We start from the raw sequence: 26,562 nt of genomic DNA, 5'->3' as shown, positions 1-26,562 counted from the left end.
GCTTAGATCTAGAGAAGATCTTCTACAAAACCTCTCTTAAACCCTTTTAGATGGCAACCATTCTTCACCATTCCTTACTCTTTAGACTCTCCTATTGGTTATACTTGAATCGCTTTTTTATTTGCCTTTGCAACCTTCCACTGTTTTCTCCAGGATGCCTGCGCGAAGGCCAGGATTCCTATAGCTAACAGTGTGACCATCGCAAATACAATAAAACCACTTGCGTACGTACCCGTCAAGTCTCTTAAGACTCCTAGAATATTTGGCAGGAAAAACCCACCAATTCCTCCAGCTGCTCCAACAATTCCCGTTACCATCCCGATCTCCTTCTGAAAGCGTTGAGGGACTAATTGAAAAACTGCACCATTACCCATTCCAAGGCAACCCATTCCCACAAAAAGAGCAATCGTTACAAATAGAAGTGGTGGCAAAGTACTTACAGTCAGCATACAGATTGTCATTCCAACAAATAAGAAGTAGAGTAATTTTGCACCGCCAATTTTGTCAGCGATGAATCCACCTACTGGACGAAGGAAACTGCCTGCTGCTACAACGATTGTTACAAACTCTCCGGCTCTTACTGGAGATAAGGTGTATTGGCTCACAAAAAAGTAACTAAGGAAGCTGGATAATCCGACAAACCCTCCAAAAGTTACACTGTACAATAAGCAGAAAAACCATGTATCACGTTCTTTAAAGACTTTAAAGTATTCTTTTAATGGTTTTGGTTTTGGTTGATTCGGTGGTTCCTTTGCCATAAGCATGTATGAAAGTAAAACGAGTGAGAGTGGAATTAACGCTAGACCCATCACACCGTTCCAGCCTACAATCTCGGCGAGTCTAGGACCAAACAACGTGGCAAGTAGGGTTCCACTATTACCTGCACCTGCAATCCCCATGGCAAGACCTTGTAATTCTGGTGGATACCAGCGACTTGCCATCGGAAGAGATGCTGAGAAACTCGCACCGGCTACACCTAATAGGATGCCGATTAGATAAAGCTCAGCGATGGATGTTCCAAGTAGCCATCCCCAAAGTAGAGGAATCATCGTGACAATCATTCCGCCAATACTTGTTTTCTTAGGACCAAAACGGTCGGTTAGTACGCCCATTATAATTCGGAATACAGACCCTGTAAGTATAGGAATAGCGACAATTAACCCGAGTTGAGAAGCAGAAAGTCCAAAGTCATTTGTAATGTACACACCAAGCGCGCCAAGCATAACCCAAATCATAAAGCTGACATCAAAGTATAAAAAAGCAGAAAACAGTGAAGGGGCATGGCCACTCTTTTTTAAGTCTGATAGTTTCATCTCTCTCACTCCTATTTGATTTAGCTTTGACTATCTAGAAGTTCTACTTGAACAGCACTCACCTTAAAGCCTGGCATTCGGCATGTCGGATCAAGCTTGTCTTCTACAAGCCGATTCACGTTTTGTGACTCGTCCCAATGAAACGGAACAAAGACCGTATCTTTGCGAATAGTAGCAGTCCATTTACTTCTTACCACAATTGAACCGCGCCTTGATGAGATTCGTACAAGCGTCTGATCTGTAATGTTCATTTGCTTCGCTGTTTCTGGATGAATTTCCATAAATGATTCAAAGTGTCTTGCTGCAAGAGACGAACTTTTTCTTGTTTGCACCCCGGTTAAATAATGGGCCATCACTCTTCCTGTTGTTAGATATAGCGGATACTCCGCGCAAGGCTTTTCCTTAACAATCATCGGTTCATTTGGTACAACAACCATCACTGCTTTTCCGTTCGGATGGGCGAAAGACTCTTCAAACAATCGCCCTGTTCCAGGATGGTCTTCAGACGGACAGGGCCAAAGAATTCCTTCATTCCCACGTAATCTGTTATAAGTGATACCAGAATAATCTGCTATACCACCTTTACTTGCTAGCCTTAACTCGTTGAAAATATCTTCGGCACAGGAATAAGAAAAGAACCGTTCCTTATCCAAAGCTTTTGCAACATCACAGATAATTTGCCAGTCATGTCTCGCTTCTCCTGGAGCTGATTTTGCTGCTTCGCGTAAAGTAACTCTCCCTTCTAAGTTGGTCATGGTACCTTCGTCTTCAAGATAAGAAGTTGTAGGTAAAATGACATCGGCAAGCTTCGCTGTTTCTGACATAAACAGATCGACCGCGACGAGAAAGTCTAGTTTTTTTAATGCCTTTTTGACGAACCGAGCATTGGGATTGGAGACAATTGGATTAGAGCATAGTAGAAATAATCCTTTAATCTCTCCTTGGTCCATTTTCTGAATCATTTCAAACGCTGATACACCTTTTCTAGGAAGGTCAGGCTCCTCCACTCCCCACACATCGGCGATATAGGTTCGATGCTCGTCATTTTCAATAGAGCGGTATCCTGGTAGTTGATCTGCTTTTTGACCATGCTCCCTTGCTCCCTGACCATTACTCTGACCCGTTATAGCGCCGTAGCCACAGCCTTGTTTTCCAATCTTCCCTGTTGCGATCAGAATGTTAAGAAAGTTTCTTACTGCAAGAGATCCATCCGTTTGTTGCTCCACTCCTCTTGCTGTTAAGATCATACCCGTTGCTTTTTTAGCGAATGTTACGGCTGCACGATAGAGATCTTTCCTTACAATTCCTGTCTTCTCACTGATTTCATCTAATGACAGATCTTCTAAATGTCGCGCCACCTCCGCATAACCATTTGACCTATTCTCAATAAAAGACTTATCCATTAACTTTTCATCAATGATGATTTTGAGTAAACCATTCGCAAGAGCTGCGTCTGTTCCTGGTTTAAGCTTTAAATGAAGGTCAGCAAGCTTTGTGGTTGCCGTTTCGCGTGGGTCAATGGCTATAATAAAAGCTCCATTTTCCTTTGCCTGCTCAAAATATGGCATGATTGTCGGCTGACATTCCGCTATATTTGTTCCGGCTAGTATGATGCACTCTGCATACATGACTTCTTCCAATCGATTGGTTAATCCGCGGTCCATGCCAAATGTTTGCGCACCTGCTGATGCAGCGGCAGACATACATAATCGTCCATTGTAATCAATGTATTTTGTTTGGAGTGCTACCCTTGCGAACTTTCCCATTAAGTAAGCTTCTTCATTTGTGATTGAAGCACTGCCATATACAGACATTGCGTTCTTTCCATGTTCATTCTGGATATCATGAATGTTCTTAGCAATGTATTGAAGTGCCACGTCCCAGCTTACCTCGACAAACTCACCATCTTTTTTTAGTAAAGGGTGTGTGATTCGATCCGTATGGAAGGTATGTTGATGAGCATTTAATCCTTTTATACAAAGCCTCCCTTTTGAAGTTGGATTCATTAAACCAACCGTTCGATAAGACTTTCTCGTTACACTCGTTTGTTCAACTAATTGCATTTTGCACTGAACACTGCAAAATGGGCATTGTGTTGGATACACTTTTTCCTTTTGCGTATGTTTCTGTTTCTCTCGAAAGTAGCTTAATAGCATATCTGCCACTCTAAACACTCCCACTCATCTTTGTTAAACCAATTCCTTCATATCTAGGTTCAAATGATGTTTCACGTACATTCGTGTTTTATTAAGATCATCCATTCGATCTAGGGCAAACCCTGAATCATAAATCATTTCTCTTACATGAATCTGTCCCATCCTGTTCATCCAACTTCCAATTGATTCCTGAAAATAGGCGGTTTGCCGATAATATTGAACTAAAATTGGAAGTAATTCAGTCACTTCCTTATCCGTTGGCATGATGTAAAATAGTTGGTTCTCTTCGCCTTCTCCAATATGAATCTCCCATCCAACAACTGACTTAGCAATTTGAATATCTCCGTGTAACGTGCCATGTGGACAAGCCTGCACTGAAAGTTCTGTTGTCTCTGGCAATGGAATCCATGCGAACCAGTCGTTCATTTCTGAAGAAATTGTGAGTGCAGCAGATTGATTACACGCACACCGATCAATTGAGTTAGTGATAAGCAACCGTTTTTCTAAAAGCGCCTTACTCGGAAGGGAAAAGATCTTCCAAACATTGGCGAGGTCATCCTTTTGTATTCCTGTCAGCTGTAACTCAGAATAAGTAGTTATGTTCATCCTGGCTTCTGGGTATTGCTGAAGGTATTGCCCTATTTTCCGAAACCCCTCTGCATCGTTCGTTCCTTGATAGAAAGGAAGGGAAACCGCGTAACTGCCATCTGTTTGCTTCACGGCATTTTCTTTAAAATGAAAAGGGATGTACATGGGATCCAATACGCTTAAATAATAAGTCAGTGCGCCGGCGCAAAAATTACAGCCGCCAGTATCCTTCCACTCATAAAAGGAGTGGATAGCTTCAATGGATGTAAGCTCGTGTCTATACATTCCTTCAACGATTTCTGCTTCGGTATAAGTTGTACAAGTACATAGCGCAGGGACAGTCTCCACTATTTCATCAAATTGATCACTTTGAATATAGGATAATAGGTTGGAAACAAGTGGTTTACAGCCTCCACATGAGCTTGCTGCTTTTGTACAGGATTTGACCTCATCAACTGTCGCTAATCCTTCTTTTTGTACTGCTTGAATGATTTCTTTTTTTGAAACTGCATTGCATTGACAAATGAGTTCACTTGAAGGCATATCGGCAATAAACGAGTCACTATCACCTTCTGTGTATAAAAGCTGATTTTTTTCAGTACTCGACAATTCTGTTTGTTGTGCTACTAAATCAACGAGCCGTGTACTTCCGTCTGTGTTGCCATATAAAATCGCTCCTGTAAGACAATCTCCCTTAAAAAATAACCGTTTATAAAGGCTGTTGGCTTCATCCATATACATGATCGAGTTTGTTGTACCACTCTCTGTAACCTCACCAACTGAGAAAAGATCCACACCAGGAATCTTTAACTGAGTGGAGAGAGTCGTTCCCCTAAAAAGCGCTCCGTCTAACCCACATAGCTCTTGGGCAAGTACTTTACTTTGTTCGTAAAGAGGTTTCACCATGCCATAAGTCAACTCTCGGTGTTCTACACATTCACCTACCGCATAGATGTCAGTTACTGATGTACACATCCGATCATCAACGAGGATGCCACGATTTGTTTTGATTCCATTCTTTTTTGCAAGAGAGATATTTGGTCGTACACCGGCAGACATGATAACAATATCTGTATCAATAAAGCTATGGTCAGAGAAGTTCACTCTTTCTACACGATTAAAACCGGTTATACTTGTTGTCTCTTTATCAAGATGAAATCTCATCCCTTGCGTTTCGAGTTCTTTTTGTAGAAGCCCCGCAGCCGTTGGATCAAGCTGTCGCTCCATTAGCGAGCTAGCTCGGTGGACAACATCCACACTCATCCCCATATGAATGAAACCTTTAGCAGCTTCAAGGCCAAGAAGACCACCACCAATAACTGTTGCTCGCTTATATTTAGACGATGTCTTAAGGAGTTCGAGACAATCATTCATTGTACGAAATGTAAATACACCTTCCATATCATGACCTGGTACCGGTAGCACAAATGGTCTAGAACCCGTAGCAATAATTAATTTGTCATAGGGAATCGTACGGTGATGATCGGTTAAGACCACTTTTTCATCCGAATCAATCCATTCAACTGTTTCACCTAAATATAAATTGATATGATGATCTGAAAACCATGATTCTGGCTGAGAGTAAATTGAGTCAACTGAAACCTCTCCCTGAAGAGCAGAAGAAAGGAGTATGCGGTTGTAACTTCTGACTGGCTCACCGCCGATAATCGTAAGCTCAAAAGAACCCGGTTCCAGAGCGAGAACCTCTTCTACCGAACGCATTCCTGCCATTCCATTCCCAATCCAAACGAGACGTTGTCTTCTTTTCTCTATTGGCATCTACAAACCCCTCAATTTTTCAGAATTCATTTAATCTTCTATCATCATAACGAGCCTTTTTTCATACTTGGTGATTTATGTGATAAAACGTGACATAGTTTTTAACCTAATCTGCGATAATCGTATTGTTTTGGTGCGTTACATGGATAAAGGGATGGATAAGGTTTGAGTGATTGAGAATGCGGAAATAGATCTAAAACATGAAAGAAGGAGATAAAAATGCCTTGGACACTAAATGATTATCCAGATTCATTAAAAAACCTAAATAAAGCGACAAGAAAAAAAGCAATTGAGATTGCAAATAGTATGATTGATGATGGATATAAAGAAGGAGATGCCCTTCCTATCGCAACAAAACAAGCAAAAGAATGGCATTCAAATTCGAGTGAAAAAGAGATCCAATCGTTTTTAGATAACGGACAAGTGAAGCCTTCAAATGACCGTTCAAGTTCCTCGCGACCCGAACTGAATGAGAAGCCACAATTTGTCACTCCTCATCCAGATGGAGGCTGGGCCGTTCAATCTGAGGATGCTGACCGTCCTTCAGATGTGATGGAAACGAAAGCAGAAGCGGTCAAACGTGGCAAGGAAATTGCAAAAAATAAAGGAACGCAGCTTATTATTCATAAGCAGGATGGCAGTGTGGACGAGAAAATCCAATTTGAACAATAAAAAAGAAGTGAGCGATGTGGCTCACTTCTTTTTTATACATTTTTCTTCCCTAACGAAAATCCATTAAAGTAACGTCCTCCAAACGGTTTAAGTACATCATCAACTAATTCAACTACTTGGTTTTTATGCCCGTATTTATAAAATTGATTAAATGCTTCTACATATCGCTTCGAGAAATCTGCATCGTACTATCTTAATGAGCGGATGAGCCACTTTGATGTACCAGTCCAATGACGACTTGTCCGTAATACAAAATTAGCGACTAATTCAAAAAGTGTATTTGCACAACAAATGGACTCTGATTTATCGACACTTCCAATAAAGTCGTCTAATGTATCTGTGATGAAATACCGTTTTTCTCGTATTTTTTCATCAGACCATGGCTCAGGTCCTTTCAATAATTGATCATTTGCTTCTTGTTTTATAGAAGAGATTATTCCAGTGTCCTTTATTATTAGCCCTTCTGAAACCATGCGTTGCATTGAAGGCGTCGCTTGGTCAAAATCCAATTTGAAAAAAGTCTTATATGATGTAAGGTTATGAACGAAGATTTCAATTGGCCAATCATATTTAACAAACGACTCTCTAAATGAAGAAGATTGGCTTTCATCAAAAATGATAAGATCCAAATCTGAGGTTTCCGTTGCTTCACCGCGCACCACACTTCCAGCGAGTATTGCTCCATTACAATCTGAGAAATGTTCGGATACAAATAATTTTGCTGCTTGCATAGGTGATAGTCGGTTAGTAAGATCCTTCTTCATAAGAGCACTCTCTTTTTCAGTTGAGTAATAAGATCAGTTAATATATGTGCATCCTGTTTAAATTGAGCCGGATCCTCATCCTTTACAAATTCCAGTAAAAAGTGTTGATTTAACAATTGATCCTCTAGTAAAAGCTGATCAAGATAAAGCTCCCAATCGTTCACGCCTTCAGACAATGCCAATCGATCATACTCCTGCCAATGAAACACATGCACATGCCTTATAAATGGTTTAACATCTTGAATGGTTGCTAAACGTTCCTCCACACTAAGACCGACTGCTGGTTGCCAGTAGAGCGCGACATTGGAATGATTAACTTCTTCCATTAACCTTTTTGCACTATCGCTCGTATCTGTTAACGTACCTCCATGATATTCAAGATGAACCTCAATACCAACCTCACTAGCAAGTGTTGCCACGGCTTGAATGTCTTCCACTACCTGCTTTCGTTCAGACATCGTTACTTCGTCAGACCCCGCTTCACCAGCCCAAATTCGAATAGAAGGTGCACCGAGCTTTTTGGCAGTTTGAAGTATGGAAGTAAAGGGATAGTCATGTTGCGTAGCCCCTGCCCTGTAATAAGATCCATAGGACATCACTTCTAGACCTACCTTCTGAGTTTTAACTGCAATGTCTACTGCCTGTTCAAGGTCGCCCGGAATCAGATGAATATCTGCTCCCCACTCAATTCCATCAAGACCTGACTCTTTTGTCCATTTGATCACCTGATCCACTGATTCCTCTCGAAATGTGACCGAACACATTCCAGTTTTAATCATGGTATCGCTCCTTTTTCAAAAGATTCATTTACTTACGCGGGATTCTCATTCACTTCTTGATTTTTTTCATAAATTCTTTAGTAGTTTGGTTTGTAGGGTCGAGCGCTATGATCTTATAAGCAGCATCAGTTGCTTCTTCAATGGAGACAACCTGATCTGGGACTTCCGATAAGAAAAGCAACATCTCTAAGTCCTCAATGCTTTGATAAGAAGTTAATTCTAAAGATCTTCTAACATGGTAAAGAGCTGAAAAGTAAGCCCCTTCCATATGACAAAGTGGATGAATAAGAAGCTTAGTAGCTAGGGAATGAAGGGATACAGTTTCGTCTTCTGAAAGTAAGCACAAAACAAAGGTATAATAACAGATGGACGGTTGTTCAAATGCTTCAAATAGTATTGAATCATAAAACGGTTTAAAGTCCATGTTTTGATAGAACTCTAAAGCCTCCGAAACATTTCCGCTCAAAATATGTTCATGAAGATCTGTCAATTCATTCATATTAAATAACCTTCCTTTTTCTAGGCAACATGTCTTGCTCGCCTTTTAGTACGTCCTCGCTTTGAAACTAGTATAGCAGAATACAAAACAGCAAGAATACCAACAAGCTGCCAACCATCTAAGACATCATTTAAAAACAATACACTAGAGATGACGGCAACAACGGGTTCAATCGTTGCAAGAATCGATGCCTTGCTCGCCTCTAGATGTTTTAAACCTGTAGTATAGAAAACATAGCCTCCTACTGTTGAAACAAGCGCCAATAACAAAGCCGGTATTAGAACAGACGATGATGTGAACAAAGATGCCTTTTCAGTAATGGGACTGGCCAAAAGCATAAATACACTTGTATATAAGAAAGTGTATGTTGTGATCGTTAACGGAGAATATCTACTCGTAATCGGTTTGGTAAAAATGCTATACAATGCATAGAAAAAACCTGATAGAACTCCCATAATAATAACCGACCCAGGTATGCTTGACGTACCAAACGGCAGAAGCTGTACAACAAACGCACATCCAATTAATGACAATACAAGAGCCGTTATTTTATAAGGCGTAAGCATCTCTTTAAAGAAAACTCTTGAAAGCAGTGCTACAAACATAGGTCCTGTATATAAAAGTGTTACTGCGAGGGACAGATTTGACTGTGCAAAAACCTCAAAGTAAAAGTAATTAAAAAACGCAATGCTGCAAATACCTGAAGCAGCAAAGATCAAATGATCTCGCGCTCTTGTTCTTAATTGATTTTTAAACCATATGCTCATAAAAAGAAATAGGATGACAAACGTAAAAATCCCACGAATCGCCACCACTTCCCAAGGCGTAAATCCTTCCTGGTACAGCGGATCGACAAAAAGTCCAATCAGTCCCCAGCAGGAAGCTCCCAAAATCGTATAGAGATAAGCTTTCAGTGTAGACATAGTTCCTCCTGCATTTTAGTCAATTCATTAGGAAATTAATGTGGTAGGATAAAAGATAATGTGCATTGATAAAACTAGAAAATAGAATGGTGGTGGTCCATGTGACCTATGCTTCTTTTTTCATTCGACTTAAAGCATTTATGTACGATTATATTTTAATCATTTGCTACCTCGCCCTACTTGCTGTCGTTAATCTGTTTGTTTTTCCTTCGCTACAAACCTTTTTTGCAGGTTCTTTAGTTATTGCACAATTAACTGGATTTCTGATGGTGACCCTACCAATCTCACTTTACTTTATTCTAAGTGATTCAACCCTCTTTGGACAATCGTTTGGAAAAAAGAAAGCTAACATTCGTTTGGTGGATAGACACGGAAAATCCGTCTCCATTTTCAGATTAACCATTCGCACAATCATAAAGTTTCTACCATGGGAGCTCTCCCACTTTCTAGTGTACCGACTTGTGTATATTGGCGAGGGTTCAGTACCATTACCTTATACCCTAATCGAAATTCTGATCTATGCAGTGATGTTTCTTTACATCGGTACCGCGCTCTTCACAAAAAAGAAGCAATCAATGTATGACCTTTTGATGAGAACGTTTGTGGTGAGAGATCATTAAGATAAGAAAATACTTAAATTTAAGAAGAATTAGTTCATGGGGAAATTAAAAGACGAATACCCAATCGACAGACGTTTTTTAATTTTACTTTATATTGAAATCAATTTGTTGAGCTTCCTCATCTAGCTCATTAATAGGCATAAATAATATCCTCAAATTGTCTTCTTTATTTTCAAGTTCATAAGTTAAAAAGATATTTACTTCACCATTCTCTGCATTGTCGTAGTAAAGGCTACTACTGTTTGAGTTCTCAATATCCCAATCTCCTGTTATTTCATCAAGATCCGTGTGATTTTGATATAGAGATACTAAAGATTGTGACATAAACTTCTTAGCACCATCACCTGCTTGATTTAACCAAGTGAATGAAACATCAGCATACTCTTTTCCATCTTTCTGATACAATTCCACATAATTCATTTCAACTGTGAACTCATCGAATACTAATGGATCTATGTCAAATGCAATGTTCGTTGCCTCAGTTTTTTCCTCTGTTGTAGTCTCTTCTAAAACGAATGTTTCTTCTGTTACTGTTTCTTCTTCCGTTACAGCAGATTCTTCTGTACTATCAATCTTTTTTTGATCAACTTGTTCAACATCAGCATTACGAACACAGCCAGTTAACAGAAATAAAACGATTGCAATACCAATGATCTTCTTTTCCAAAATAGTTTCCTACCTTCTAGATGGATATGCCTCTGGCGGGATTCGAACCCGCACTCCTTTCGTAAGCATAGGCTAGGGGGAACACGCTTCCCTACGGACTTTCACCGGCTAGGAGTTTCACCTGCCTCAGCTGATTTGCTTTTCGGTGCTTCTGAAACCCTTACCTTGCGACCCGGTTACACATTGTTTTCCGGCGCTCTTCCCTTCTAGAGCTACAGAGGCCTGTATGTTAACAATTTTACTACAAGTGCAAAGGAAGGTCTTTCCTTTTTTTTCTTCAGACTAAAGTTGTAGATACATTCCTTAAGATGACCGATGGCTGTATCTGCTTTTACGTATAAAGTAAAAGCTATCAACCTTAAGGAGTTTTTACATATGAAAATAACGCACTTAGTTTTATTAACAGACCAGTTAGAGACGTTAAAAGCGTTCTACTCAGAGACATTACAATTCGCTTTAACTGAAGAGAACACCTCATCCTTTAAAGTACAAATTGGCTACACAACTCTTGAATTTAATCACTCATTCTCTGAAAGCAAGCCATTTTATCATTTTGCAATGAATATTCCACGAGATCAATTTTCAGAAGCTAAGCGATGGGTTCAGTCACTCGTTAACTTAAACAAGCATGAAGAAAGTGATGAGGTATATTTTAAAAATTGGGATGCTCGTGCTCTTTATTTTACTGATCCAGCTGGGAATATCGTTGAGTTCATTGCCAGAAATGAAGACCAAACGATACAAAAGAATTCACATTTTAACGCTAGAAGTGTGATAAACATTAGTGAGATCGGTATTGTATCCAATCAAGTCAAAACTCTTGCCCATGGTTTAAATCATCTTGGTGTTCCGAATGCTCGTGAAGGGAATGAGTACTTCTCCCCTCTTGGTGATGTGAATGGGTTGTTTATTCTTGTGAAGAAACATAGAGTCTGGTTCTTCTCAGAGAAAGAGGCTGTTTTCTACCCTGTTCGTCTAAGTATTAAGGGCATTGGACACATTCATTTTAATGAAATTGACCAATTTCAATACTTTCGCTAGTCCAATCAGTCACTTCCCCAAACCATTTGTAAAATGATTCATACAATATGGTGCAAGATAGTTTTTTAAAAGGGGTGAATTGAATGAACTGGGATCATTTTATGTTTGGTAAGCCTAAACGTAAAGAACATCACGACGATCACGATAAGAAGTGGGACAAGAAGAAAAAGCATGACAAGGAAGATAAAGAGTCTGATTCATGCTCATGCGGCAAGCATCACGATAAGCATGACAAGTGTGATAAACACGAAGATAAAAAAGGTCACAAAGACGAGCACAAAAAGTGCGATAAACATGAAGATAAAAAATGCGATAAACACGAGCATAAGAAGTGTGACAAACACGATGAGAAACCTAAGCATTGTGAAAAACGCGATTTCTGTGGCGACTCATGTGAGTGTCGAAAGAAATAGCTAATTGAAAGCTGTCCTTAGTGGGCAGCTTTTTTTTAAAAGAATAAATCCCTTACCCACATAAAGTAGATAAGAGATTCAAATGTGATTAGTTTCCTGCTAAGCTTTTCTTCGCCTGGCTAACAAATGCTGCGGCGTGCTGCTCTAGTCCTGACCAGTCTTCGGCTTCGATTAAGTCTTTACGTAGAAGTGGTCCACCGGCTCCAACGGCTAATGCACCGGCTTTGATAAATCCATCAATTGTTTCTAAGTCCACTCCACCAGTCGGCATGATTTTAATGTGGGATAGAGGTCCTTTCACCGCTTTGATGAAAGCTGGCCCTAATACGTCTGCAGGGAAAGCCTTGACCATATCTGCCCCCCATTCAACTGCCTGTTGAGCTTCTGTTGGTGTAAAGATTCCTGGAATCATAATCTTTCCATGGCGTTTTGCTGCACGAATGGTTGGCTCGTGTAGGATCGGAGCAAAGATAAATTCAGCGCCAGCTTGAATTGCAGCTACTGCTTGCTCAGCATCAAGTACGGTTCCCGCTCCAATCACAACCTCATCACCAAACTGAGTGCGAAGCTCTGCAATGGCACCGAGTGCATCCTCTGAATCCATTGTGACTTCGAGTCCGGACACTCCACCACTCACAAGTGCCTTTGCTAGAGGAACAATATTCTCTCTAGGCTGTTTCCGAATCACGGCTACTACACCTGAACTAATTAACGTTTCAAATCTACTCATCGTAATACGCCCCCTGCATTTCCTTCTTTTTGTTCAATGTAATTTAGTACCTCATCACGTGTTGGTAATCCTTCGATGTCACCAGGTGAGCTGACAACAAGCGCCCCGACTGCTGCCGCAAAATGAACAGCTTCACCTAGACTTTTTTTATCAAGAAGTCCTGATAGGACACCTGCCGCAAATCCATCCCCTGCTCCAATGGCATCAACGATTTGTTTCACTTTAAAGCTTGGGATTCGGCCCGTTTCTCCGCCTGATTCTGCATAAAATTGATACTCTCCACCATTTTTTACAACCACTTTTTTCACGCCAGATTCGAATAATAGATTGGCCACTTCCTGTTCATCAGATGTACCAAATAACCATTCTGCTTCATCCAGTCCTGGCATCACAAGATCCGCTTTCTCTGCTAACTGACGAATCACTTGACGGGCTCCATCTTCACCGAGCTCACCCATTAATGTAAAGCGAAGATTCGGATCAAAGGAAACGTATACATTATTCTCTTTTGCAATCTCAATCGCTTTGAACATCGCCTGACGACACGACTCGCTTAATAGAGCAGTGATGCCTGTTAGATGTAGAATTTTGGCCTGTGAGATCTGTTCCTCGTCTAAATCATTCTCGTTAAAGAAGCTAGCCGCTGAACCAGCGCGGTAATAAACCACACGCTGGTCTCCCGGTCTCCGCATTTCTTTTAGGTACATACCAGTTGGTGCACCTTGGTAGCTTTTCACAAAATCTGTGTTTACCCCTTCTCCTCTTATCTTTTGGATCAGGAATTCACCAAATTCATCCTTTCCAACCTTGCTCATCCATAGCGACTGATGTCCTAGCTTAGACAATCCAATTGCCACATTTGATTCTGCTCCGCCATATCGCTTTGTGAATGTCTCTACGTAACGAAGAGGTCCACTGCTACCTGCTTCAAGTAAAACCATGGTTTCTCCAAACGTTACAACGTCTGCACCCATTCGTCTCTCTCCCTTCTAAACACCTGAATACGACATAAATCCTCCGTCAACTGGTACAATAATTCCTGTTACAAACCTTGAATACTCTGAATCGGCAAGCCATAAAAGAGTACCTAGTAGATCTTCAGGTTTACCAAAACGGCCAGCTGGTGTGTGGGAAATAATCTTCTCAGCACGTTCTGTTAAACTTCCGTCTGAATTTGTTAAGAGATTGCGATTTTGATCTGTTAAGAAAAAGCCTGGAGCGATCGCATTGACACGAATGCCTGCGCTTGCAAAATGAACGGCTAACCATTGAGTAAAGTTATCAATTCCTGCTTTTGCTGCACTGTATGCAGGTACTTTTGTCATCGGTGATGGCGCACTCATCGATGAAATATTAATAATGGTTGTTCCCTCTTGGTCGATCATTTGCTTTGCAAAAACTTGAGTCGGTAAAACGGTTCCAAGTAAGTTTAACTTAAAAACGTGATCAAAACCTGTCATGGTCATGTCGAAGAAGCTCTTAATCTCTGGATCCGTAATGTCTGATTCAGAGAATGTTTCTTTCGATGTAATGGCATCAGGGTGATTCCCACCGGCTCCATTTATTAACACATGACATGGTCCAAACTTCGATAAGATTTCCTCACTCGCTTGTTGAACACTTTCCTCATTCAATACGTCGCAGGATACAGCTAATGCTGCCCCCCTGGAATGCACGATTTCCTCTTCAAGTGCTTTTCCTTTTTCTTTTGAACGATTTAAGATAGCGACTTTCATCCCTTGTCTAGCAAGTTCTATTGCCATTTGGCTACATAAGACACCGCTTCCACCAGTGATGACTGCTACTTTTCCAGCTAACGAATTATGAGTTGATAGCATGTGAGTCGCCCCCTTTTTTTACATTCTCATATGCGTCCCATAATCCCCACAAATGCATTATACCAAGAGCACGATCATACAAGCCATAGCCTGGGCGACATTCTTCATTCCAAATATGTCTACCGTGGTCTGGACGGGCATATCCTGTGAACCCATTTTCATGATAAGCCTTTACGACATCAGCGATATCAACCGATCCATCTTGAGTACGATGAGAAGATTCAATAAAATCTCCGTTTTCATAAATTTTGACGTTACGGATATGTGCAAATGGAATTCGGTCGTGGAAGCGACGAATGATTTTAGGAATATCATTTTCCGGGTTGGCTCCAAGCGATCCACTACACAGCGTAATATTATGTGACGGGCTATCTGATAGAGAAAGAAGTCTTTCTACATTCTTTTCACTTGTGATAATGCGTGGTAGACCAAATACAGACCATGGTGGATCATCCGGATGGATCGCCATTTTAATGTCATGCTGCTCACAAATCGGAAGGATCTGTTCTAAGAAATATTGCAAGTTATCCCATAATTGATCCTCAGACATCCCTTTATAGGCTTCGAACGATTTTTCAATTCCAGCTAATCTTTCTGGTTCCCAGCCTGGCATGGTGAAGCCTGAGCTTGTTGTTTGTTTAATTAAGTCTTGTGGATTCATGGAATCTACTTTTGCTTTTTCATAGAATAAAGCAGTTGATCCATCCTCCATCTTTTTAAAAAGATCCGTTCTCGTCCAATCAAAAATGGGCATGAAGTTGTAGCAAATAACCTTCACATCAAACTTTGCTAGATTTTTAATCGTCTCTTTATAATTCTCAATATATTGATCTCTTGAAGGAAGTCCTAATTTTATATCTTCGTGAACGTTGACGCTTTCTACTACATCGAGGTGAAAGCCGTATTTATCTGCTTGATCCTTAATTTCTTGAATTTTCTCTACTGGCCACACTACACCAGCAGGCAAATCATGTAATGCCCAAACAAGTCCTTCTACTCCAGGGATTTGCTTAATTTGTTCAAGAGTTACAGAATCATTTCCTTCTCCATACCATCTAAATGTCATTCTCATCAATAATCACCCTTTCTTAGAATTAAAAAGTAAGTACGATTTTTCTGATTTGGTCAGGTTCTTTTTCAAGCGTATCAAAGGCTTCCTGCACATTAGCCATCTCATATCTATGGGAAATCATTTCCTCAGGCTTCAATACTCCCTCGTTGACCAATTGAATCATTTCCTTAAACTTATTTGCTTGCAGCCTAGAACCAACAATCGTTAACTCCTTTTTAGTTATAAATAATGAAGCAATTGGCGATGGTTTTTCATTAAAACCAAGAGCTACAACTGTCCCTGCAACCGATGCAAGGGTTACCGCCTGCGCAAACGTTTCAGCTGTTCCTACTGCATCAATGACAACATTAATCAATTCACCATTCGTTTCCTTGGTAATGACTTCATGTACGTCAGCCATTCCAGCGTTGATTAGAACATCTGCACCAATCTCTTTCGCATAATTTAATCTCGATTGATTGAAATCTGAAATAAAGACTTTAGCACCTTTTTGTTTAGCAAGGATTAAGCAGCTCAACCCTGTAGGTCCTGCCCCCATAATAAATACGGTGTCACCAGCCTCAACGCCACCACGAGATGTTGCCTGTGCGCCGATGGTTAATGGTTCAACTAAGGCAGCCGCTTCATAGGAAATTGTTGCGTTCAATTTATGCCATTTTAATGCAGGAGCTACCATCCATTCTCGCATACCTCCATCTTGATGAACACCAAACACTTCTAATTTCTCACAAACATTCTGGCGGCCTTTCCTGCATGCATAACATTCGCCGCAATAAGAGATGGGTTCTAATGCAACCGTGTCCCCAATGGCGAGGTCATGAACATCCTCGCCTACCTCTTCAACAACACCTGCTACTTCGTGACCAATGACTCGTGGATACACCGTGAATGGATTGCTTCCATGATAAATGTGCATATCTGAGCCACAAATTCCTGCAGCCTTTACTTTCACTAATACATCTGTCTTTTCTATAAGCTCAGGTTTATTGACTGTTTCTATGAGCAAATCTCCTGGCTCTTTTACAGTTATGGCTTGCATGTACAACATCTCCTTACTCAAATAAACTTGGTAAAAATAGTGACAGTGATGGAATATAACTGACTAGTAAAAGAATAAAGATGGCTACTCCAAAGTATGGAATTAACTCCCTCACCGTTTTACCAATTGGAACTTTTGCAAAACTAGAGGCAACAAACAGACAGACGCCTACAGGTGGAGTTGACAAACCAATCATTAATGTTAAGACCATAACAACACCAAAGTGAACGGGATCCATTCCTACACTCGTTGCTACCGGTAATAAAACTGGGAATAAAATAACCAATGCAGCAATGGTTTCCATAAACATTCCAATCGTTAAAAGTAAGATAACGATAAGAAGAATAACGAAAAATGGATTTTCAGTAATTGATAAAATTCCATCTGCAATTAAAATTGGTACACCTTCACTGACTAAGATCCATCCAAATAGATTTGCAAATCCTACTAAAAGTAAGATGGACGCTGTTGAGCTTAGAGTGTTTGTAAGTAATGCAGGAATATCTTTTAGCTTTAGCTCCCTATAGACAAAGCCACCAATAATGAAAGCATAGATCACACAGACAACGGCAGCTTCCGTAGGTGTGAAATAACCACCCAAGATTCCCCAAAGGATAATGACAACCATGATTAATGCCCAAAAGGCACCTAAGAATGACTTACCTACAACAGATAACGGTTGACGTTCTCCTTTTGGATATCCCCTTTTTACAGAAATAATGTATGTCACAATCAGAAATCCTATTGCAAGCAAAATCCCTGGAATGGCACCTGCTAGAAAGAGATCCCCAATGGATACGCTTGCAAGGGTTCCAATAATAATCATCGGTAATGAAGGTGGAAGCATTGGACCGACAGTTGAAGAGATCGATGTAACAGCAGCCGAGAATCCAGATCCATATCCTTGCTTTTTCATAGCCGGAATCATTACAGACCCGATACTCGCTGTATCTGATAAGGCAGTACCCGAAATTCCTGCAAATCCAAGTGAAGACGCCACGTTGGTAAGTGCCAATCCACCTCTTATATGTCCAACAACTGCATTTGCAAAATTGATAATTCGCTCGGTAATACCACCTGCATTCATTAAATTACCAGCTAGAATAAAGGCAGGAATGGCAAGTAAGACGAATGAATTAATTCCAGAGAACATGGTTTGTGGAATAATCGTCAATGGAATACCGGCTAATAAAAGATATAATAGCGAAGCAAGCCCTAAACTAAAGGCAATCGGAATACCTATCATAATAAAAACTAAGAAAGAACCGACTAAAAGAATCGACATCATGGTTGTTCACCTTCTGACTTTGGCAAAGTAAATTGATCAATGATAAAAAGAATTGAATACAGAACAATTAAAAACGCAAGAATCGGTACAGAAATATAAACATAGCTCATCTGAAAGCCAATGGTTGGCGATGTGAACTCTGTTCCTAATTGAAAGAATCGAATCCCAGTCACAAATAAAATGATTCCAAATACGCCGACAATGGCATATGTCACACATTCATAGATTCTTCTTATATGTGCAGGTAACATCGTTAAAAGCATATCCACTTTGATGAACTCATTCTTTCTAATGGCAAGTGGAGCAGCAACTGTAATCGAATAAACAAACAAGTACCTTGAAAGCTCTTCTGTCCAAATGGCACTGTAAGGAAGGTAACGACTCATAATTTGAATGACCACAACAAGGAGCAAACTACTGAATAAGATGATCGTTAAATAGTTTAATAGTTGATCTAACTTCGCTGCTTTTTTCATTAACGATCCACCTCTATTCCTGATCCTTGTTCAACCATTTCTAAATATAGTTCGTATTGTTCATCCCCAAGATTTTCTTCTAAAGCTGGTAACATCGCTTCACGAAACGCTTGTTGGTCAACGTCTTCATTAAATGTCATTCCACGCTCTTTTAATAAATCTGAAAGAGCTTCTTGCTCAGCCTCTTGAAGATCTCTTGCATAATCCTGTGCTTCTAATGCGGCTTCTTCCACAGCTAGACGTTGATCCTCAGGTAAACTCTTAAGCTGCTCATTTCCAACGACTACATAAATCCAAGACCGCACGTGCTCTGTCACATTTAAATAGTCCTGCACTTCGTAAAATCCGTTACTATAAATTAAGTCATTTGGATTCTCTTGACCGGCAATGACTCCTTGTTGAAGACCCGTAAAGACTTCATTTAAGTTAATAACCTGTGGCTTTGCTCCTGCTTCAGACCACGTATCTAAAAACAATGGCACGTTCGGTACTCTCATGCTAAACCCTCTTAAATCCTCTGGAGTAGAGATCGGCGTATTCGATGTGAGGTTTCGTGGAGCACGTTCCATGTAGAACAAAGGAGTGAGACCAACGTCCTCTTTGATATCGTTTTCAATTGTTTGACCAATGTCTCCTTCGATCACATTCCTCATATGCTCTTCATCTTCAAATGCGTATGGAACCGCTAACAATATTGCGTTTGGTGTCCATACCTCAAGTGTTTCTCCGGTAATTGTTAAGTCTGTTGCTCCAAACTTTATGCTGTTAATACTATCTACTTCATTTCCTAATTGGCTATTAGGAAAAACTTCAATTTGTACCTTGCCGTCTGTTTTTTCTTTTACTCGCTCTGAGAACTCCAAAGCTGTCTTATGCCACAAATGACTTGCATCTGAGATATGTGTCATCTTCCAATGAGTCACATCATTCTCACTTACGGCTTGCTGCGAACACCCTGCTAATAAAAGAAAAGACGTTAAAATCATACATTTCTTAAACATGCGAACACTCCTTGCCACGTATGCGTTTACATTTGATGTTCAAATAGACAAGCTATTTGAAGTAAATCGGGAATTGCTTCTTTAAAGCGACTTGGTCCACGGTAATAAGTGAAAGATGTTCTTTCATTACTTGCTCAGCTTGATCTTCATTTTGATTAACGATGGCTTTCAAAATGTTCTGATGATGATTATAAATGGCCTCCCAATTTAGGTTGGAAGATAAACTCAGCATCCGCAATCGATCAAAATGAACATTCATATGTTGAATCATTTCAGCGACCTTCACTTTTCCACAACTCGAGGCAATCAATCGATGAAATTCACCATCCAGTTTAAAGAGTTCATCATACTTCTGATTCTTCATCATTTGCTCTTGAAGGATTAAATTTGTTTCCATTTTTTGTTGATCATCTTCTGAAAACGTAGAACAGGCTAAGCGAACAATTCCAACTTCAAGCTGCTCCCTAATAAATCTGGCATCTTCTACTTGATCTAAGTCAATCAACGTAACAAACGATCCTCGTTGTGGCCTAACTTCTAATAATTGATCATGAGCTAATTGTAGGAATGCTTCTCTAACCGGTGTCCTGCTAACATTTAATTCAGCTGCAATTTCTTTTTCTGAGATTGCAACACCAGGCTTCAAATTTAACGTTGTGATGCTTTGTCGTAACGTTTCATACACAAACACTCTTGATGAGCTTGAAGATGACGGACGATTCACAGATGAGTTCAACGAGCCTTCCTCCTTTACGATCTCTATACTACCATACTACCATACAAGTATGGTAGTGCTAATTCTAAAAAAAAATCCGTTTAATAATCTCTACCCTTTCTTCTCTAAAACCTTCTTTTCATCTGTATAAAATAGACAGATCTCTGCTATTACTTGTCCTTATCGGGCACTGACATTCCAGCATAAAATAGGATCAGCTAATGACTTTTAAGGAGTGTACAAAGATGCAAATGCCGCCCTTCACCCCACGCTTATCTAAGATAAGCAAAGAAAGGTATAAGATTTCATTTTTGCCCGACGGATATCCTGGGAAGATGATTGGAGACAAAGTAGAACTTCATCCTATTTACGGGATTTACGTCATTCGAGACTACCTCTACCAATATAAGAAAACAAAGGAAGAACGATTCAAACAAGCAGTTATCCAAGTAGCCGAAGCCGCGATTAATCGGATGGAGGAATTTCAAGGTGCCCTTGTATTCTGGTATAAAAATGATTCCGTGTTTAATTCTACAAGTAAATCCTATTATTCAGCTTTAACGCAATCGTATTACGCAGAAGTCTTTGCCCAAGTGTATGAGACCATTCAAGAAGACCGTTTTTTAAAAGCAGCCGAACGCGTTTACCTCAGTCTAAAAATCCCTGTCCAAAATGGTGGTGTGATGCACCTATCCACAAAAGGACCTAGTATTCAAGAATACCCGATGTCTCCAAACGGTTATGTTTTAAATGGTTGGTTTTCTGCCATATCCGCGATAAGCTCGTATGCGACCATCGCAGCGGATGGTGATGCTGAGGCGTTTTGGCATGATAACTTAGAAACATTGATTAAAATGTTGCCATTGTATGACGCCCCCCTTTTAGCCAATTCCAGATATGCGCTTAACGGGATCGCAACGATTAAACTTAAGGTAGAGCACACAGACATTGAATTCAAAAAAGTAGAACTTTATGTGCCAGAGGAAGGAAATTCTGAGGTTCATGTCGCTGAAAAGAACTTATACGAAAACATTATGCTTGCATCCACTGTCCATGTAAGTGACGATGCAATTTTCACAAAAGACAAACGTGCAACAATTAGCTTACTCATCAGTCGTTACTCATACCCTGTTGAAAATGAACTTCAAATGGAAGTGTATAGTCCCAAAGATACACTTTTGAATCTCAGCATTCTCGCTCCAAGATACGCACCCAAACGAGAAGTAGACAAACAGAAACCGGACTACTATGAATTAAAACCGATTTCACTCACAAAAGGAATGAATCAAGTTAACATAAAACTACCCTGGAAACCATTAGAAAACGTCGCTAGAGCAACGACGTTTAAACAATTTGGAACGGACTGGCACAACGTGTACCATCATATTCACTTAAACCGCCTCCTACATTTTTACGAGCTGACAAAACATCCCGTCCTCCTCCATTATTATAAAAAATGGAGTGAAGCTGTCGAGCTTTGGGAAGACATGCCTTTATATGAGGGCTTAAAATCAGAGCGCTATAAATAGAAGCAGTACTCTCAATTAATAAAAGTGCACAACAAGAGCTTGTATCATTGGGATACAAGCTCTTGTTTAATTTATGTGATTTGATGGATATACACTTTAACATTGGTGCACTATATTAGCGTTTTCTTCTAAACCCAGCCAGTGCTCCTAAAATGACTCCAACGACAAGAACAGCTCCCACAATCCAAATGATTGAATTACTACTTTCTTCTGAGTCTTCTTCTTGCTGTTCATCCGCTACATTTGTATCTTGTTCTTCTGTATCAGCTGATTCTTCTGTATCTGTAACCTCTTCCTCAGTCGTAGCTTCGTCTTCTGTATCTTCTTCAACTATCGCTTCCTCAGCTTCTACACTAAAGGTAAACTCTCCCTCGACAGGATGTGTATCTGCACTTAACACATTGTAAGCAACACGGTAGTCTCCATTTGCTAGAGGTTCAGATAGCTCCACTTCGATGTTCGGACTGTTGACATTAACAGCTGTCGTTTCAATCTCTTCTCCATCTGCTGTAAACACTTGAACTTCGCTCGCTTGCTCAATACCTCCATCAAATGACAACTCGATCGTTTCAACAGCTTCTTCAACCGTTTGACCTTCTTCTGGTACCGAGGACTCAAAATGGGAATGAGCATATGTAACGCTTGGTGAAACTCCTATTAATAAACCAACTAATAATGCAAGACTAACGACTTTCTTTTTCATCTAAACCTCTCCTACTAAATGCTTCGTTATTTTTTGTTCAACTGAATCGTACTAGATAAAAGTGAAATTGGGGTGAAGTTCTGCTATGACATAAAATGTTCATAAAAGACCTATTAGATACAGATTTTAAAGAATTCCTTTTAAATGAATACTCGCAGTAGTACCTACATTTTCTGTAGATTCTAATGAAAACGTTCCCCCGTGCTTCGCAATAATCTGCGAGACGATTGAAAGTCCGAGTCCCGTGCCTCCATCCTTACGCTCCCTGGCCTTTTTCACACGATAAAAACGTTGTTTAACGGCATCAATCTCTTTCGTTGGTATACCAATGCCTTCATCCCGTATTAGTAAGGTTACGTCATCTCCCTTTTGTTCAAGCCTTACCTCTACTTTTTTACCATCAGGCGTATACGTAAGTGCGTTATCCAAGAGATTTCTTATTACCTGGTCAAGTCGATCAGCATCACCATACACAATACATTCATCATTTAAATCACGCAGTAGTTTTATATCCTTCTTATAAGCTATTAGATTAAACTGATCAATGACTTCATCAACAAGCTCTGCGAGTGCAATTGGCTCCGACCGAATTTCATATTGATCTCCCTCAAGCTGAGCGAGATCTAATAAATCATTTACAAGCCGATCTAAGCGATTCGCTTCTTTTTGAATAATTCCTAGGCCCTTTTCCTTTGAAATAATTCCTTCTTCTACACCTTCAGCGTAGCCTTTCATGTAACTTAAAGGGGTCCGCAACTCATGCGAAACATTTGCCAAGAATTCGTTCCGATTCTGTTCGACCTCATTAAGTGAATGAGCTAAGCGATTAACTGATTCAGCTAATTGACTCATTTCATCATGTCGGTTAGAAAGAGTAATGGTTTGCTTAAAGTCCCCTTGCTCCATCTTTGTGGCAACATCATTCATTGAGATCAGTGGATTTACAACATCTCGAATCATTTTTGAACCTAAAAATAAGATTAGTACGACAAGTGCTAGGATCACAAATAGTAATAACCATTTTACTTCTTGGAAAGGCTCGTGGATTGTTGATAATGGCTGATAAAGAAACACAGCCCCTGCCAAGTTGGCTTCTTCAAAGAGTGGAATGACAACTCCTACAATTTCCTGATTAAATCTCGGATGAGAGCGTTGTATAATCACTGTGTCCCCATTTAATAAGAGTTGTCGCTCTTCAAATGTGATTAAGTTGTACTCAGAGTTTGGGTCAAGCGGATCCCCGCTTGCTAGCAGCATCGGATCATCTGTGAATAAAACATCTGCCTCCATACTTTGATTAGCCCAGTCCACTCGTTCTAAAAAGACATCATTAACTCCCTGTTCCGCGTAGACCGTTGTCAATTTCTCACCTTGCATGGTCAACGTGTCAATCTGCTTATCAACATATAATTCATTATATAAAAAGTAAATTAAAGACGTTGTAGCCGCAACGACAATGAAAATAACGGCAGCAATTGTAATCCAAACCTTGCGTTTAATCGACCAGTGATTCATGATGGTTCCTCAAATTTGTAGCCCACACCCCAGACTGTTTGGATAAACCGACCAGCTGTTTTTAATTTCAAACGTAACGTCTTGATGTGAGTGTCTACGGTTCGAGCGGTTTTATTATGGTCCGCATCCCAAAGCCTCATTAAAAGATGATCACGTGTAAACACCTGACCCTTTGATTCGTAGAGAAAAACAAGAAGATCATACTCTTTTTTTGTCAATGTCGTTAATTCATTCTCAACAAAAACCTTGCGACCGTTCTTATCTATCAAGAGTTCGTTGATTTGAATTTGTTGTTCATCAGGTTGTCCCACTTTCATTCTTCTTAAAACAGCCTCTACTCTAGCCATCAACTCTCTCGGACTAAATGGCTTAACTACGTAATCATCTGCTCCGAGCTTTAAACCACGTATGCGATCCTCTTCACTACTCTTAGCCGTCAGCATGACAACAGGAATACTCGACGTCGCTCTGATTCGCTTACATAACTCAAAGCCATCGATTCCCTCCATCATAATATCCAGAATGACGAGATCGATGGATTCTGTTTCAAGGAGATGAAGAGCCTCGTACCCATCACTCGCCTTGAGCACCTCATAAGATTCATTAAGTAAATACGTGGCGACAAGCTGCAAAAGCTCTTTCTCATCATCAACCACCAAAACGCGTGTTTGTTGCATTATGAATCTACCTCCGATAACAGAAAATACGGCCCTTTAGAAACAGGTACAGTCTTTTTTAAGGTTAAGTCTGTCGCATCAATAATTGAGATACTATCGCTATCGAAATTAGCCACATAGAGCTCATTTCCAACTCGCTTCACATCATTTGGGTTTTGCCCCACTTCTACTTTATCAACTACCTGTTTTGTTTCAGTGTTAACCTTATACAACGAATGGTCGCCATGACATAAAACAAATAGAACGTTAGGTTGATCACTATCAGTTATGGCAATTGGCATCAGGCCGACCTCAATCTCAGCTTTTTGTTCACCCGTTGTCGGATCATACGCATAGATGTTTCGGTTCAATTCACCATTGGAACCATGACCACCGAGCCAAACAAGTTCGTTACTCTTATACATGCCTGCCGGACTCGCATTTACAGAAAAGTGAGATTGAACCTTTTCAGTAACTGGATCATAAACACTCACCTCGTCTTCCTCCGTTGTTAACACATAGAGGAGGCCGTTTTCTCCTAGCTTTAGCTCTTTAGGTGCAGAATCTAGCTGAATAGTTGCAGTCTCACTTTTCGTTTCAATATCAATTATTTTAATGCTTTTTTCCTCAAGGTTTGAAATATATAGAATGTCCGATGTGGGATCGTAAACAAGTCTACTCATACCTTCCTCAAGCTCCATAAATGTTCGTGCCTTGCCTGTTTCCAAATCTATTTCTAGGATCCGAGAATTACTTGAGTTAATCCCAATAAATGAATGTGCAGACAGCTTGACCATATCTGTCAAAACATACGGAAGTTCCGTTGATCCAATTTCTTTATCTTGCTCTGTATCTAAATACGAAAGGGTTGCTTCCTTTGCGTGTGTAATGTACATAACAGGATTCTCTGAATCAGGTACATCAATGGCCTGATCGTTACAGCCTGCAAACAAACCTGCGCAAAAAATGATAGATAAACCAAACCAAATACGTCTCACACAGCACCTCCAACCTCTTGTACAATGTACATCATAGTATACCAAATGGTTCTATCATCTATTTGTGAAGTTCACGTGAATTCCTAAAAAAAGAGCACCCTTTTAGGCACTCGATCCGTATACAAGCTAAAGAGATTTAAAGTTCTCTCATTCACCTTTAAAGACTTCATCAATTTGTTTGCGATCATAATCTAAAATCCAGTCATTAAATCTTATGTATATGTCCTTGATATCCAGGGAAGAAGTTGCAATCAAATCACAGCCTCGATCGTCATATACATGAAAGATTGTCTTAGTTCTTTGGTTAATAAAATATACTCTATTAGTCTGCTTTGGCGTTAACCCAAAATCCTGGTTACAAATAGCTTTTAATAGGTTCACATGATGTAACTCTCTAGCTTTACAAGACAATGTAAAGCGATGTGTCACTATATGATCTTCTTCCTCTTCTGGATAAAGAGAAAGAACCTCATGCTTTAACGAATACAAGTGCTTCTTTTCTACATATGGATGAAAATTCTTTAACCTTCTTTTTAATTGATGAAAGCCAAAAACAGTATTTATATCAATTAAAACAAAAATATCATCATCCTTTTGATGTAACGCTTCAAAAAGTGTAATGGCCCGTCTGTAACACCCCTGAATATAAGGGTTATGTGGAATGGTATAATCAACATCCATTGACACTCCAACCTCAAACCGGATGCCCACTGACCAATTGTAGAACAGTGGTGGCCGAAGGATTAGATCGGGATAATATGTATTTAAGAATTTATTAAGCTCCATGTT

General features: G+C 40.0%; 27 protein-coding genes. 5 read left to right on the top strand and 22 right to left on the bottom strand.

Annotation, left to right across the window (positions count from 1 at the left end; all coding sequences use genetic code 11):
* Nucleotides 1-98: 98 nt before the first annotated feature.
* Genes JNO66_RS02260 through nirB form a run of 3 tightly spaced genes read right to left on the bottom strand, consistent with a single transcriptional unit; the run spans nt 99 to nt 5,836 of the window.
* Nucleotides 99-1,313: a nitrate/nitrite transporter gene (locus JNO66_RS02260; protein WP_203086570.1), complete on the bottom strand. Its 1,215-nt coding sequence runs from the start codon at nt 1,311-1,313 to the stop codon at nt 99-101.
* Between the two features lie 20 nt (nt 1,314-1,333).
* Complete coding sequence (nasC, locus tag JNO66_RS02255) at nt 1,334-3,478, bottom strand: assimilatory nitrate reductase catalytic subunit NasC (protein ID WP_203086569.1); 2,145 nt, start codon at nt 3,476-3,478, stop codon at nt 1,334-1,336.
* Between the two features lie 24 nt (nt 3,479-3,502).
* A complete protein-coding gene (gene nirB, locus JNO66_RS02250) occupies nt 3,503-5,836 on the bottom strand; it encodes a nitrite reductase large subunit NirB (RefSeq protein WP_203086568.1) in 2,334 nt (777 codons plus the stop codon).
* 219 nt (nt 5,837-6,055) lie between these two features.
* On the opposite strand from nirB, the gene JNO66_RS02245 reads away from it, so the two are divergent.
* Nucleotides 6,056-6,508: a DUF2188 domain-containing protein gene (locus tag JNO66_RS02245; RefSeq protein WP_203086567.1), complete on the top strand. Its 453-nt coding sequence runs from the start codon at nt 6,056-6,058 to the stop codon at nt 6,506-6,508.
* Nucleotides 6,509-6,696: 188 nt separating this feature from the next.
* On the opposite strand, the gene JNO66_RS02240 is transcribed toward JNO66_RS02245, so the two are convergent.
* From JNO66_RS02240 to JNO66_RS02225, 4 genes are read right to left on the bottom strand one after another with little or no spacing between them, the layout of a single operon-like run.
* On the bottom strand, nt 6,697-7,272 hold the full coding sequence (locus tag JNO66_RS02240; protein ID WP_307730675.1) for a nucleotidyltransferase domain-containing protein: 576 nt from the start codon (nt 7,270-7,272) through the stop codon (nt 6,697-6,699).
* Nucleotides 7,269-8,051, bottom strand: coding sequence for a sugar phosphate isomerase/epimerase family protein (locus JNO66_RS02235; protein WP_210340746.1), 783 nt, complete (start codon nt 8,049-8,051; stop codon nt 7,269-7,271). The genes JNO66_RS02240 and JNO66_RS02235 overlap by 4 nt, the downstream gene beginning before the upstream one ends.
* 49 nt (nt 8,052-8,100) lie before the next feature.
* Nucleotides 8,101-8,550, bottom strand: coding sequence for a hypothetical protein (locus JNO66_RS02230; RefSeq protein WP_203086566.1), 450 nt, complete (start codon nt 8,548-8,550; stop codon nt 8,101-8,103).
* Nucleotides 8,551-8,570: 20 nt separating this feature from the next.
* On the bottom strand, nt 8,571-9,473 hold the full coding sequence (locus JNO66_RS02225) for a DMT family transporter (protein WP_203086565.1): 903 nt from the start codon (nt 9,471-9,473) through the stop codon (nt 8,571-8,573).
* Between the two features lie 65 nt (nt 9,474-9,538).
* On the opposite strand from JNO66_RS02225, the gene JNO66_RS02220 reads away from it, so the two are divergent.
* Entirely contained in the window at nt 9,539-10,093 is a 555-nt protein-coding gene (locus JNO66_RS02220) for an RDD family protein (protein WP_246483150.1), read from the top strand.
* Between the two features lie 84 nt (nt 10,094-10,177).
* Here JNO66_RS02220 and JNO66_RS02215 read toward each other — a convergent pair whose 3' ends face one another.
* Nucleotides 10,178-10,759 carry a hypothetical protein gene (locus tag JNO66_RS02215; protein ID WP_203086564.1) on the bottom strand — a complete coding sequence of 194 codons (582 nt, stop codon included), beginning with the start codon at nt 10,757-10,759 and terminating at the stop codon, nt 10,178-10,180.
* A 375-nt stretch (nt 10,760-11,134) separates the two neighbouring features.
* Here JNO66_RS02215 and JNO66_RS02210 point away from each other — a divergent pair, with 375 nt between their 5' ends.
* Both JNO66_RS02210 and JNO66_RS02205 read left to right on the top strand, forming a co-directional pair.
* Nucleotides 11,135-11,800: a VOC family protein gene (locus JNO66_RS02210; protein ID WP_203086563.1), complete on the top strand. Its 666-nt coding sequence runs from the start codon at nt 11,135-11,137 to the stop codon at nt 11,798-11,800.
* Between the two features lie 83 nt (nt 11,801-11,883).
* The gene (locus JNO66_RS02205) at nt 11,884-12,213 is read left to right on the top strand and encodes a hypothetical protein (RefSeq protein WP_203086562.1); all 330 of its coding nucleotides are present in this window, start codon (nt 11,884-11,886) and stop codon (nt 12,211-12,213) included.
* Nucleotides 12,214-12,301: 88 nt separating this feature from the next.
* On the opposite strand, the gene JNO66_RS02200 is transcribed toward JNO66_RS02205, so the two are convergent.
* Genes JNO66_RS02200 through JNO66_RS02160 form a run of 9 tightly spaced genes read right to left on the bottom strand, consistent with a single transcriptional unit; the run spans nt 12,302 to nt 20,393 of the window.
* Nucleotides 12,302-12,943 (bottom strand): bifunctional 4-hydroxy-2-oxoglutarate aldolase/2-dehydro-3-deoxy-phosphogluconate aldolase, encoded by a 642-nt coding sequence (locus JNO66_RS02200; RefSeq protein WP_203086561.1) that lies wholly within the window; start codon nt 12,941-12,943, stop codon nt 12,302-12,304.
* Nucleotides 12,940-13,917 (bottom strand): sugar kinase, encoded by a 978-nt coding sequence (locus tag JNO66_RS02195; RefSeq protein ID WP_203086560.1) that lies wholly within the window; start codon nt 13,915-13,917, stop codon nt 12,940-12,942. The genes JNO66_RS02200 and JNO66_RS02195 overlap by 4 nt, the downstream gene beginning before the upstream one ends.
* 15 nt (nt 13,918-13,932) lie before the next feature.
* On the bottom strand, nt 13,933-14,781 hold the full coding sequence (locus JNO66_RS02190) for an SDR family oxidoreductase (RefSeq protein WP_203086559.1): 849 nt from the start codon (nt 14,779-14,781) through the stop codon (nt 13,933-13,935).
* Nucleotides 14,765-15,853 (bottom strand): mannonate dehydratase, encoded by a 1,089-nt coding sequence (gene uxuA / locus JNO66_RS02185; protein WP_203086558.1) that lies wholly within the window; start codon nt 15,851-15,853, stop codon nt 14,765-14,767. Before uxuA ends, JNO66_RS02190 begins: the two co-directional genes overlap by 17 nt.
* Nucleotides 15,854-15,875: 22 nt before the next feature.
* Nucleotides 15,876-16,892, bottom strand: a complete 1,017-nt coding sequence (locus JNO66_RS02180) for a zinc-binding alcohol dehydrogenase family protein (protein ID WP_203086557.1) — start codon at nt 16,890-16,892, stop codon at nt 15,876-15,878.
* A gap of 13 nt (nt 16,893-16,905) precedes the next feature.
* Entirely contained in the window at nt 16,906-18,180 is a 1,275-nt protein-coding gene (locus JNO66_RS02175) for a TRAP transporter large permease (protein WP_203086556.1), read from the bottom strand.
* Entirely contained in the window at nt 18,177-18,656 is a 480-nt protein-coding gene (locus JNO66_RS02170) for a TRAP transporter small permease (RefSeq protein ID WP_203086555.1), read from the bottom strand. The genes JNO66_RS02175 and JNO66_RS02170 overlap by 4 nt, the downstream gene beginning before the upstream one ends.
* A complete protein-coding gene (locus JNO66_RS02165; RefSeq protein ID WP_203086554.1) occupies nt 18,656-19,657 on the bottom strand; it encodes a TRAP transporter substrate-binding protein in 1,002 nt (333 codons plus the stop codon). The genes JNO66_RS02170 and JNO66_RS02165 overlap by 1 nt, the downstream gene beginning before the upstream one ends.
* 52 nt (nt 19,658-19,709) lie before the next feature.
* Nucleotides 19,710-20,393: a GntR family transcriptional regulator gene (locus tag JNO66_RS02160; RefSeq protein WP_210340745.1), complete on the bottom strand. Its 684-nt coding sequence runs from the start codon at nt 20,391-20,393 to the stop codon at nt 19,710-19,712.
* Between the two features lie 224 nt (nt 20,394-20,617).
* Between JNO66_RS02160 and JNO66_RS02155 the strand changes: the two genes are divergently transcribed.
* Nucleotides 20,618-21,901 carry a D-glucuronyl C5-epimerase family protein gene (locus tag JNO66_RS02155; protein WP_203086553.1) on the top strand — a complete coding sequence of 428 codons (1,284 nt, stop codon included), beginning with the start codon at nt 20,618-20,620 and terminating at the stop codon, nt 21,899-21,901.
* Nucleotides 21,902-22,016: 115 nt separating this feature from the next.
* On the opposite strand, the gene JNO66_RS02150 is transcribed toward JNO66_RS02155, so the two are convergent.
* From JNO66_RS02150 to JNO66_RS02130, 5 genes are all read right to left on the bottom strand, one after another.
* The gene (locus JNO66_RS02150; protein WP_203086552.1) at nt 22,017-22,604 is read right to left on the bottom strand and encodes a copper resistance CopC family protein; all 588 of its coding nucleotides are present in this window, start codon (nt 22,602-22,604) and stop codon (nt 22,017-22,019) included.
* Between the two features lie 126 nt (nt 22,605-22,730).
* Nucleotides 22,731-24,119 carry a sensor histidine kinase gene (locus JNO66_RS02145; RefSeq protein WP_203086551.1) on the bottom strand — a complete coding sequence of 463 codons (1,389 nt, stop codon included), beginning with the start codon at nt 24,117-24,119 and terminating at the stop codon, nt 22,731-22,733.
* Nucleotides 24,116-24,799, bottom strand: coding sequence for a response regulator transcription factor (locus JNO66_RS02140; RefSeq protein WP_203087479.1), 684 nt, complete (start codon nt 24,797-24,799; stop codon nt 24,116-24,118). The genes JNO66_RS02145 and JNO66_RS02140 overlap by 4 nt, the downstream gene beginning before the upstream one ends.
* Nucleotides 24,796-25,773 carry a YncE family protein gene (locus JNO66_RS20870; RefSeq protein WP_203086550.1) on the bottom strand — a complete coding sequence of 326 codons (978 nt, stop codon included), beginning with the start codon at nt 25,771-25,773 and terminating at the stop codon, nt 24,796-24,798. The genes JNO66_RS02140 and JNO66_RS20870 overlap by 4 nt, the downstream gene beginning before the upstream one ends.
* Before the next feature lie 147 nt (nt 25,774-25,920).
* On the bottom strand, nt 25,921-26,559 hold the full coding sequence (locus JNO66_RS02130) for a DUF3885 domain-containing protein (protein WP_203086549.1): 639 nt from the start codon (nt 26,557-26,559) through the stop codon (nt 25,921-25,923).
* Between the last annotated feature and the right edge of the window lie 3 nt (nt 26,560-26,562).

This window comes from Alkalicoccobacillus gibsonii (assembly GCF_016798245.1).
GTDB classification, from domain to species: domain Bacteria; phylum Bacillota; class Bacilli; order Bacillales; family Bacillaceae_D; genus Alkalicoccobacillus; species Alkalicoccobacillus gibsonii.
Note: the sequence above shows the minus strand (reverse complement) of the source record. Positions and strands in the feature narration are given on the sequence as shown.

What these genes read in the sequence shown, in the direction of transcription:
- JNO66_RS02260 (WP_203086570.1), bottom strand. Translation starts at nt 1,313, where the DNA reads ATGAAACTATCAGACTTAAAAAAGAGTGGCCATGCCCCTTCACTGTTT.
- JNO66_RS02240 (WP_307730675.1), bottom strand. Translation starts at nt 7,272, where the DNA reads ATGAAGAAGGATCTTACTAACCGACTATCACCTATGCAAGCAGCAAAA.
- JNO66_RS02210 (WP_203086563.1), top strand. Translation starts at nt 11,135, where the DNA reads ATGAAAATAACGCACTTAGTTTTATTAACAGACCAGTTAGAGACGTTA.
- JNO66_RS02150 (WP_203086552.1), bottom strand. Translation starts at nt 22,604, where the DNA reads ATGAAAAAGAAAGTCGTTAGTCTTGCATTATTAGTTGGTTTATTAATA.
- JNO66_RS02190 (WP_203086559.1), bottom strand. Translation starts at nt 14,781, where the DNA reads ATGCTATCAACTCATAATTCGTTAGCTGGAAAAGTAGCAGTCATCACT.
- JNO66_RS02130 (WP_203086549.1), bottom strand. Translation starts at nt 26,559, where the DNA reads ATGGAGCTTAATAAATTCTTAAATACATATTATCCCGATCTAATCCTT.
- nirB (WP_203086568.1), bottom strand. Translation starts at nt 5,836, where the DNA reads ATGCCAATAGAGAAAAGAAGACAACGTCTCGTTTGGATTGGGAATGGA.
- JNO66_RS02165 (WP_203086554.1), bottom strand. Translation starts at nt 19,657, where the DNA reads ATGTTTAAGAAATGTATGATTTTAACGTCTTTTCTTTTATTAGCAGGG.
- JNO66_RS02155 (WP_203086553.1), top strand. Translation starts at nt 20,618, where the DNA reads ATGCAAATGCCGCCCTTCACCCCACGCTTATCTAAGATAAGCAAAGAA.
- JNO66_RS02175 (WP_203086556.1), bottom strand. Translation starts at nt 18,180, where the DNA reads ATGATGTCGATTCTTTTAGTCGGTTCTTTCTTAGTTTTTATTATGATA.
- JNO66_RS02245 (WP_203086567.1), top strand. Translation starts at nt 6,056, where the DNA reads ATGCCTTGGACACTAAATGATTATCCAGATTCATTAAAAAACCTAAAT.
- JNO66_RS02225 (WP_203086565.1), bottom strand. Translation starts at nt 9,473, where the DNA reads ATGTCTACACTGAAAGCTTATCTCTATACGATTTTGGGAGCTTCCTGC.
- JNO66_RS02205 (WP_203086562.1), top strand. Translation starts at nt 11,884, where the DNA reads ATGAACTGGGATCATTTTATGTTTGGTAAGCCTAAACGTAAAGAACAT.
- JNO66_RS02200 (WP_203086561.1), bottom strand. Translation starts at nt 12,943, where the DNA reads ATGAGTAGATTTGAAACGTTAATTAGTTCAGGTGTAGTAGCCGTGATT.
- uxuA (WP_203086558.1), bottom strand. Translation starts at nt 15,853, where the DNA reads ATGAGAATGACATTTAGATGGTATGGAGAAGGAAATGATTCTGTAACT.
- JNO66_RS02180 (WP_203086557.1), bottom strand. Translation starts at nt 16,892, where the DNA reads ATGCAAGCCATAACTGTAAAAGAGCCAGGAGATTTGCTCATAGAAACA.
- JNO66_RS02230 (WP_203086566.1), bottom strand. Translation starts at nt 8,550, where the DNA reads ATGAATGAATTGACAGATCTTCATGAACATATTTTGAGCGGAAATGTT.
- JNO66_RS02195 (WP_203086560.1), bottom strand. Translation starts at nt 13,917, where the DNA reads ATGGGTGCAGACGTTGTAACGTTTGGAGAAACCATGGTTTTACTTGAA.
- JNO66_RS02170 (WP_203086555.1), bottom strand. Translation starts at nt 18,656, where the DNA reads ATGAAAAAAGCAGCGAAGTTAGATCAACTATTAAACTATTTAACGATC.
- JNO66_RS02145 (WP_203086551.1), bottom strand. Translation starts at nt 24,119, where the DNA reads ATGAATCACTGGTCGATTAAACGCAAGGTTTGGATTACAATTGCTGCC.
- JNO66_RS02235 (WP_210340746.1), bottom strand. Translation starts at nt 8,051, where the DNA reads ATGATTAAAACTGGAATGTGTTCGGTCACATTTCGAGAGGAATCAGTG.